The sequence below is a fragment of the Polaromonas sp. YR568 genome, assembly GCF_943369675.1.
Classification (GTDB): domain Bacteria; phylum Pseudomonadota; class Gammaproteobacteria; order Burkholderiales; family Burkholderiaceae_C; genus Polaromonas.
In genome coordinates this window covers 1-7,753 of the sequence record NZ_CALROB020000083.1, presented here as the reverse complement: position 1 = coordinate 7,753, position 7,753 = coordinate 1, and the positions used below count along the sequence as shown (strand labels likewise).

At 66.4% G+C, this 7,753-nt stretch carries 10 protein-coding genes; 7 read left to right on the top strand and 3 right to left on the bottom strand.

The annotated features are described in order from the left end of the window. From ACLV8F_RS24475 to ACLV8F_RS24465, 3 genes are all read left to right on the top strand, one after another. Positions 1-831, top strand: an 831-nt coding sequence (locus ACLV8F_RS24475) for a DUF1631 family protein (protein WP_411886798.1), incomplete at its 5' end; no start/stop codon positions are given. A 99-nt stretch (positions 832-930) separates the two neighbouring features. Beyond that, positions 931-1,368 (top strand): OsmC family protein, encoded by a 438-nt coding sequence (locus tag ACLV8F_RS24470; RefSeq protein WP_411886797.1) that lies wholly within the window; start codon positions 931-933, stop codon positions 1,366-1,368. 31 nt (positions 1,369-1,399) lie between these two features. Continuing rightward, on the top strand, positions 1,400-1,678 hold the full coding sequence (locus ACLV8F_RS24465; protein WP_411886796.1) for a hypothetical protein: 279 nt from the start codon (positions 1,400-1,402) through the stop codon (positions 1,676-1,678). Positions 1,679-1,706: 28 nt separating this feature from the next. Here ACLV8F_RS24465 and ACLV8F_RS24460 read toward each other — a convergent pair whose 3' ends face one another. After that, positions 1,707-2,057, bottom strand: a complete 351-nt coding sequence (locus ACLV8F_RS24460; protein WP_411886795.1) for a hypothetical protein — start codon at positions 2,055-2,057, stop codon at positions 1,707-1,709. Between the two features lie 127 nt (positions 2,058-2,184). Between ACLV8F_RS24460 and ACLV8F_RS24455 the strand changes: the two genes are divergently transcribed. Next, positions 2,185-3,003, top strand: coding sequence for a transferase (locus ACLV8F_RS24455; RefSeq protein ID WP_411886794.1), 819 nt, complete (start codon positions 2,185-2,187; stop codon positions 3,001-3,003). A gap of 14 nt (positions 3,004-3,017) precedes the next feature. Here ACLV8F_RS24455 and ACLV8F_RS24450 read toward each other — a convergent pair whose 3' ends face one another. Continuing rightward, positions 3,018-4,433 (bottom strand): putative zinc-binding metallopeptidase, encoded by a 1,416-nt coding sequence (locus tag ACLV8F_RS24450; protein ID WP_411886793.1) that lies wholly within the window; start codon positions 4,431-4,433, stop codon positions 3,018-3,020. A gap of 251 nt (positions 4,434-4,684) precedes the next feature. Here ACLV8F_RS24450 and ACLV8F_RS24445 point away from each other — a divergent pair, with 251 nt between their 5' ends. From ACLV8F_RS24445 to ACLV8F_RS24435, 3 genes are read left to right on the top strand one after another with little or no spacing between them, the layout of a single operon-like run. Continuing rightward, positions 4,685-4,876, top strand: a complete 192-nt coding sequence (locus ACLV8F_RS24445; protein WP_411881369.1) for a 4-oxalocrotonate tautomerase — start codon at positions 4,685-4,687, stop codon at positions 4,874-4,876. A gap of 13 nt (positions 4,877-4,889) precedes the next feature. Continuing rightward, positions 4,890-6,365 carry an MFS transporter gene (locus tag ACLV8F_RS24440; RefSeq protein ID WP_411886792.1) on the top strand — a complete coding sequence of 492 codons (1,476 nt, stop codon included), beginning with the start codon at positions 4,890-4,892 and terminating at the stop codon, positions 6,363-6,365. A gap of 1 nt (position 6,366) precedes the next feature. Continuing rightward, positions 6,367-7,161 carry a class II glutamine amidotransferase gene (locus ACLV8F_RS24435; protein ID WP_411886791.1) on the top strand — a complete coding sequence of 265 codons (795 nt, stop codon included), beginning with the start codon at positions 6,367-6,369 and terminating at the stop codon, positions 7,159-7,161. A 3-nt stretch (positions 7,162-7,164) separates the two neighbouring features. Here the strand turns inward: ACLV8F_RS24435 and ACLV8F_RS24430 are convergent. After that, on the bottom strand, positions 7,165-7,753 hold a 589-nt coding region (locus ACLV8F_RS24430; protein ID WP_411886790.1), incomplete at its 5' end, for a histidine phosphatase family protein.

Sequence of the window (7,753 nt, the reverse complement as noted above, 5' to 3'; positions counted from 1 at the left end):
TCGGTGGTGCCCGACCTGCTCTGGAGCGTCAAGCGGGAAGTCACCCTCAAGCGCCCGGCCAAGCTGATCGAGATGATCCCCAGGCTGCTGGGCAAGCTGCACGAAGGCCTGGCCCTGCTGGGGCAGGACCCGCGCGAGAGCGAGCCCTTTTTTGAAGGGCTGATGAAACTGCACCGGCCGGTGCTCAAGTTGCGCCGGCTGAAAAGCCAGCGCGATGCCGAAGAGTCCGGCATGGCGTCGCTGGATTCTGGATCCATGCCGCTGGAGCCCGAAGAACTGCCGGCCACGCCGGAGCAGCGCCGCGCCAAGGCCGCCGCCCACCCCTGGCTGGCGCGCGACGAGCTGGATGCGGCCGGCTTTGAGGACACCTTGCCCACGGCGCCCGGCGAACTCATGCCCCTGGAAGAAGAGCCTGTGCAAGCCGCAAGGGCTGTACCGGCCGCACCGGCCGCCGCGGAAGAGGTCGACTCTTCCCACGCCGAGCTCCTCGCCGAGCAGGAAGCTTCCGCCGTGCCGGCCCTGGCCCAGGGCGATGCCGAACGCCTGTTGGCCGGCTTGCGCTCCGGCCACTGGGTGGACCTGTATTCACGCCGCCGCTGGCTGCGCGCCCAGCTGATCTGGGCCAGCACCAAAGGCACGCTGTTCATGTTCGTGAGCCACGGCGGCCAGCCGCACTCCATGACCAAGCGCAGCTGCGAGCGCCTGATCCGGGAACGCCTGCTCAGGCCGGTGGACAACCAGGGCGTGGTGGCGCAGGCGCTGGACGCGGTGGCCTCGGAAGTCGCTTCCCAAACCGCGCCGGCAAGCCAGACCGAGCCGGAAACCGCGTAAAACACAGCGCCAGGCCGGCCGCACGCGGCGCTGTCTGACGCTCTCGCCCGCCGCCGGCGCGCACACTGATGGATTCCTCTTTTATCTTGAAGGGCAGCCATGATTGAAAAAAACGCTTCCGTCCAGTGGGAAGGCTCCGGCAAAAAAGGCCAGGGCCGCATCAGCACCGAAACCGGCGCGCTCACCGCCTATCCCTACGGCTTCGGCAGCCGCTTTGAGGACGACCGCAGCGGCACCAACCCTGAAGAGTTGCTGGGCGCGGCCCACGCGGCCTGTTTCACCATGGCGTTTTCTTTTGCCTGCGACAAGGCCGGCTTTCCCACCACCTCGGTCAAGACCAGTGCCAGGGTCCGGCTGGCGCCGCAAGGCGACGGTTTCCTGATCGACCGCATCGCGCTGACGCTGGAAGCCGTCATCCCCGGCATTGATGAAGCGAAATTCCAGGAGTTGGCCGAAGGCGCCAAGAAGGCCTGCCCGCTGTCGAAGGCGCTGGCCAGCGTGCCGGAGATCACCCTCGCGGCCACGTTGCGCGCGTAAGCCCCCCGTCTACACACCGGATCACACACCCATGAGCGCCAAAACCAATTTTTCATTTGAAGTGCAGTACACGGAGGCGGCAGCCGCCGGCAAGGACGAGCGCGACGGCGTGATGGCCTCGCTGGGCCCCTCGCTGCAAAAACTGTTCTCGGCAGGCGACCCGGCGGCCACCGTGACGGTGAGCGACAGCCACAAGGGCGGCGGCAACAAGCTGATCGAGCTGGTCACCACGCTGCCCGACGGCGAGATCGCCGGCATCCTGCAGGCGTTTTCCGGCCAGCACGGCGTGACGGTCAGCGCGCTGGAATAAGGCCTTGCGTCGCCCGGTGCGGCCGCGCTCAGGCCTGCCAGACCCCATAGCCTGCTTCGCGCAGGCCTATGCCCAGCTCGACTTCCATGTCGCGCGCCGCGTCGTAAGGCATGGGGTTGTACATCTCATACAGGCGGGGCAAGAGGCGCACGCCGAAATCGCGCGCGAAGCGGTTGGACTGGATGCCGGCCTTGTGCTTGTCAAAGCGCACGTCGGGGTCCAGCCCGGTCATGCCCACATAGACAAAGGGCTTGCCCAGCTGGTAGTCCGGGTTGGCGCGGCGAAAGCGGGCCACGTCCCACACTTCGGGGCCCAGCTCGATCACGTAAACGCTGTAGTGGTGGCCGCGCTGTCTGGGTGAAGGTGCTGCTGAAGCCATCGCCAATTGTGACCGAGCCCGCCAATACAATGAAGGCCTTGCGGTGCCCCACACAACCGTCTTCCGGAACCCGCCGCATGTTTCCCTTAAGTCCTTTCCCCTTGTTCCTCCTCGGCTCGGCGCGCGCATGACGCCCTGGCCGAAGCTTCCCGTGCTCGCGCCCGACGAAACCGGCGCGGCTGCGGGAAGTGTGCCCGCGCAGCGGTGCGTCGAGCCTTTTGTGCGCGACGACGGCACGTCCCGCTCCCTGCATTTCACGATGGGCGAGCTGCAAAGCCGCATGAACCTGCAAAGCCCCTGGCAGCTGGACGTGGACTACACCCGCACGATGATGGGTTTCCTGCTGTTCAAGCCCGCGCCGGCGCGCCTGGCCATGGTGGGGCTGGGTGGCGGTTCACTGGCCAAGTTCTGCTACCGCCAGTTGCCGGCCTGCCGGGTGTCGGTGGTGGAAATCAACCCGCATGTGATCGCGCTGCGCGGCGACTTCCAGGTGCCCGAAGACGACGCGCGCTTCCAGGTGCTTGAAGGTGACGGCGCGGCGTTTGTGGCCTCGCACACGGGCGCTTTCGACACCCTGCTGGTCGACGGCTTTGACCATGAAGGCCAGCCCGCCCAGTTGTGCTCGCAGGGCTTTTACGACGACTGCTTTGCGGCGCTCGCGCCCGGCGGCATCCTGGCCGTGAACCTGCACTACGACGACCCCGACTACGCCGTCTGGATCGGGCGCATCCAGCGCAGCTTTGGCGGCAACGCGGTGGAAATCTGCGCGCTGGAAAAAAGCAACTGCATTGTGTTTGCGTCACGCGGCGCCGCGATCTCACCGCGCCGCATGAACCAGGCCGCGAGCCTTCGCGGCCTGGAGCACGAAGCGCGCCGGCAGCTCAGCCCGGAGTTTGCGCGCATCGTCTGGGGCATGAGAGACCTGGAAGGCCCGGAAGACCTGTAAGCGGCTGGGCGCTTTCAGCCTGAAACGACGGCGCCCGCATCCTGCTGCGTGCCGGCATCGTCGTTGGTGCTTCCCGGTGCCTGTGTCTGTATTTGCGACTGCGACTGCGACTGAGCCTGCGAGGCATTTTGTTCAGGCTGAAGCCAGCTGCGCGAGCCCACCAGCAGGTGGATGAAGTGCAGCTTGCCCACCGCATCGCGCGGCAGCACAAAAGGATAGAAGTCGGGCTGGCCCATGCTGCGCGACATCTCGTTGAGCATGGTGGTCAGGCGCGTCCAGTGGTTGAGGAAGGACAGGAACTGCTCGGCTTCCGGGTGGTCCGGCTGGTGCAGCGCGTCCAGCGTGAAGGGCGTGAATTCAAGGTCGAAACGGTCCACGCTCAGCCCGAAGCTCAGCGCGGTGTCGATCGCGTCGCGCATGTGCAGGTAGTGCGCCCAGCACTCGGCCCAGTCTTCCCATGGGTGGGTGCTGGCATAGGCGCTCACGAAATGCAGCGGCCAGTCCGCGGGCGGGCCTTCTTCGTAGTTGCGTTGCAGGCTGGCCTTGTAGTCCAGGGTTTCATCGCCGAAGAGCTGGTGAAAACCGTCCAGCCAATGCGTGCCGGCGACCAGGCGGTCCCAGTAATAGTGGCCCACCTCATGGCGGAAATGCCCGAGCAGCGTGCGGTAGGGCTCGCGCATGGCCTTGCGCACCGCTTCGCGCTTGGCGTCGTCGGCCTCGTCCACGTTGAGCGTGATGAGGCCGGTGTTGTGCCCGGTCATGATGTGCGGGCCGTTGACCGGCGAGCGCAGGAAGTCGAACATCATGCCGCGTTCCGGGTCCTCGCTCATGCGCGAGGCCACCGGCAGCCCGAGCAGGATCAGCGAGGACACCAGCCGGCGTTTGGCCAGCTCGATCAGGCCCCACAGGTAGCCGTTGTCGGGTTGCTCCGGATTGGTCAGGTCGGGGATCGTGCGGTTCAGGCGGCAGGCCCGGCACATGTCCGCCGGGTCGTGCACCGGAATCAGCCAGTTGCACGAGGCGGGGGTGGAGAGGTTGAGGCAGCGTTTGTAGGTGGGCACACCGTCGTCGTTGCTGTTATCGCTGCCATTGGCTGGATCAATCCCAGTGGACTGAAGCTGTGCGGCCGGCCCGGCTTCAGGCGCGGATTCCTGGCCGGGAATTTCGTCGAGCTGGGGTGGTTGCGTATCGTCGGGTGGCGGCGCGTCGGGCGCGGCGGATGCCTGCCATTCGCGCCAGGTGCCCTCGCGCGGGCCCGGCATCAGGGGCAGCAGCAGGCCGGTTTCACAGTCGTAGCCCAGCGGCGTGCCGCAGGCCAGGCATTTGCTGTTGCGAAAGAAGACCGGCTGCCCGCAATGGCAGTGGTAGTTGCGGCCCGCCAGCAAGGGCAGGGGTGGCTCGGTGGAGTTGAATGGCGTGGTGGAAAACAAGTGCTTGCCCGGATGAAGCCTGCGGGATGGTGCAGGACGCTCAGCAGAAATCAAAGGGACAGGAACGAGGAAACCCGGCCCCTTGCCCGAAAAATGCAGTGTCCCATGCCTGGGCTTGCCGGCCTCTGGGGGCAATCCCCGTCAGCCTGTCAGCGCAGGCCGACAAAACGGCCGCCGCCGCTTGCTTTTATCATTGGGCATTCACGCACTTTGCGGCAATCCCGCCGCAAGCACTTCATCCAGAGGAAACCATGCCCACTTACCACGTCGAAATGATGGAAGGCCGGACCATCGAGCAGAAGAAAAAGCTCGTGGAGGCCATCACCCGCGTCAGCGTTGAAATCCTGGGCGGCCAGCCCGACTCGGTGGACATCCTGATCACCGACATCAAGCGCGAGAACTGGGCCACGGGCGGCAAGCTCTGGTCCGAGCCGAGGGACTGAGGCCGGCCCCCGCATGCCCGCTTCCCTTGCCGGCCTGCAGGCCCGGCACGGCCCGCGTTACCGCTGGTTGCTGCTGCTGTCGGTCATGATCGGCACGATGGCCTCCATCATGTCGTCGACCATCGTCAACGTGGCGATCCCCGACATGAGCCACCATTTCACGCTGGGGCAGGAGCGCGCGCAATGGGTGAGTTCGGGCTTCATGGTGGCCATGACGGTTTCCATGCTGACGACCCCCTGGCTGCTGTCGCGCTACGGCTACCGCCGCACTTACGTGGGCACCATGCTGCTGCTGATGGCCGGCGGCATCGTCGGCGGCCTGGCCAACCATTTCAGTCTGGTGTTGGGCGCGCGCGTGGCCGAGGGGCTGGCGGCCGGCGTGGTGCAGCCGATTCCCGCCATCATCATCATGCGCGCCTTCGGGCCGCACGAGCAGGGCCGCGCCAGCGGCCTCTTCGGCATGGGCGTGGTGCTGGCACCCGCCGTGGGCCCCAGCATAGGCGGCATCCTGGTCGACCTGTTCGGCTGGCGCTCCATCTTCTTCATGGTCATCCCGCTGTGCCTGGTGTCGCTGTGGATGGCTTATCGCTATGTCCCGGACACCGCGCCGGGCGGCGTGGCGGCGAACCGCGGCACGGCCATGATCGACTGGCGCGGCCTGCTGCTGGGCGCGGTCGGCACGCTGTGCCTGCTCAACGGCATGGTCGAGTTGCACGGCGCCGGCGGTGCGAAGGCTTTTGTCTTGCTGGGCGGCGCGGTTGCGGCGCTGGCTGCGTTTGTCTGGTGGCAGCGCCGCCTGGCCGCCACGGGCGGCTCGCCGCTGATGAACCTGGCGCTGTTCGGTTACCGGCCCTTTGCCATGGGCAGCATCGTGGCGTTTATCTACGGCACGGCGCTGTTCGGCTCGACCTACCTGCTGCCGGTTTACCTGCAGCTGGGCCTGAACCTGTCGGCCTCGCACGTGGGCGCCATCCTGCTGCCCGCGGGGCTGGTGCTGGCCGCGACGATTGCGGGTGTGGGGCGCCTGGCGGACAAACACCCGACCTGGCTGCTCGTCAGCACCGGCCTGGCTTTGCTGGCCGCCTCGTTCGCGCTGATGCTGACCGTGAGCCTGGCTTCGGGCTTGTGGATGCTGGTGGCCTGGGCCACGCTGGGCCGCATCGGCCTGGGTTTTATCCTGCCTTCGCTGAACCTCGGTTCACTGCGGCCTCTGCATGAACACTTGCTGTCGCAGGGCGCCAGCGCCATCAATTTTTTGCGCATGCTGGGCGGCGCGATCGGCGTCAGCCTGTGCGGCATCGTGCTGGAATGGCGGCTGGCCGCCCACGGCGATTCACTGGCCAACGGCACCAGCAGCCCGGCGCGGCTGGCGGCGTTCAACGAGGCGTTTTTGATGCTGGCCGCGCTGTGTGTGCTGGCCATGGTGGCGGCGTGGCAGCTGCGTGTGCCCGCGCCGGCCGCACCCCAAGACGAACAGAAAGCAGGCTGACATGTGCCAACTCCTGGGCATGAACTGCAACGCCCCCACCGACGTGACCTTCAGCTTTCGCGGTTTCGCGCAGCGTGGCGGCCATACCGACCACCATGCCGACGGTTGGGGCATCGCCTTTTTCGAGGGCGACGACAGTGTGGCCGGCGCCAGCGACAAGGGCCTGCGCCATTTCGTCGACCACCAGCCGGCCTGCAGCTCGCCGGTGGCCGAGCTGATCAGCCGCTACCCGATCAAAAGCCGCAACGTGATCTCGCACATCCGCAAGGCCACGCAGGGCCGCGTGGCGCTGGAGAACTGCCACCCCTTTGTGCGCGAACTCTGGGGCCGCTACTGGGTGTTCGCGCACAACGGCGACCTCAAGGATTTTGCGCCGCGCCTGCACGGCAGCTTCCGGCCCGTGGGCACCACCGACAGCGAGCGCGCCTTTTGCTGGATCATGCAGGAGATGGCCAAGTCGCATGCGGGCGTGCCCAGCGTGCAGGAACTGAGCATCACGCTGCGCGAACTCGCGGCGCAGATCGCCAGCCACGGCACCTTCAATTTCCTGTTGAGCAACGGCCAGGCGTTGTGGGCGCATGCCTCCACAAATCTTTATTACGTGGAACGCAAGCATCCCTTCGCGCATGCCACGTTGAGTGATGAGGATGTGAGCGTGAACTTCGCCGAACACACCCGGCCCACCGACAAGGTGGCCGTGGTGGTCACGGCGCCGCTGACCACCAACGAGCAGTGGACGGCCTTTGCGCCGGGCGAACTCAAGGTGTTTGAGGACGGCGCGCTGGCCGCGGCTTAGGGCTCAGGGTTTTGCGGCCGGGGTGGGGCAGCTTGCGGCTTGGCCATTGAGCTGCTGGCGTTCCAGCGCAAAAGTCGCGCTGACCCGGCCTTCGCGCCGTTCAACCCTCACCACATAGATGCTGTCGAAGTCGCTGCCGCGCCAGTGCGGCACGGCGGACGCATCGCCGCCCAATTGCTTCAGCAAGGCTTTCACCACGTCTTCGAGCTTTTTGTGCTCCCAGGCCACCAGCGTCAGCGCGTTCTGGTACCTGGCCGTCAGCAACTCGCCCTGAAGGCCCTCGATGTCGTCGAACCCGAAGGAGGCGTTGATGGGCAGGCCCAGTTGCACGGCCGTTGGCGCGACGGTGAGCAGTGGCCGCACGTAGTTGTAAGGCTGGCCGTTGTCGGGCTTCTTTTCGTGTGGGTCGGAGGCGAAGACAAAGTCCGGTTTGCCGAATTTCGCCAGCAAGACCGCCGGCAACGCCAGCGCCCGGTTCAGCCCTTGGCAATTGAGTTGGCCCAGGCCGGCGGCCGGTTTCTCGGCGTGGCGGATGAACACCAGGGTCTGCACGGTCGCGGCCGGTTGCGCGGGTTGGGCCCAACCCGCGCAC

Excerpts from the sequence above, each read along its gene's own strand:
- ACLV8F_RS24470 (WP_411886797.1), top strand. The coding sequence starts at position 931 with ATGATTGAAAAAAACGCTTCCGTCCAGTGGGAAGGCTCCGGCAAAAAA.
- ACLV8F_RS24465 (WP_411886796.1), top strand. The coding sequence starts at position 1,400 with ATGAGCGCCAAAACCAATTTTTCATTTGAAGTGCAGTACACGGAGGCG.
- ACLV8F_RS24460 (WP_411886795.1), bottom strand. The coding sequence starts at position 2,057 with ATGGCTTCAGCAGCACCTTCACCCAGACAGCGCGGCCACCACTACAGC.
- ACLV8F_RS24455 (WP_411886794.1), top strand. The coding sequence starts at position 2,185 with ATGACGCCCTGGCCGAAGCTTCCCGTGCTCGCGCCCGACGAAACCGGC.
- ACLV8F_RS24445 (WP_411881369.1), top strand. The coding sequence starts at position 4,685 with ATGCCCACTTACCACGTCGAAATGATGGAAGGCCGGACCATCGAGCAG.
- ACLV8F_RS24440 (WP_411886792.1), top strand. The coding sequence starts at position 4,890 with ATGCCCGCTTCCCTTGCCGGCCTGCAGGCCCGGCACGGCCCGCGTTAC.
- ACLV8F_RS24435 (WP_411886791.1), top strand. The coding sequence starts at position 6,367 with ATGTGCCAACTCCTGGGCATGAACTGCAACGCCCCCACCGACGTGACC.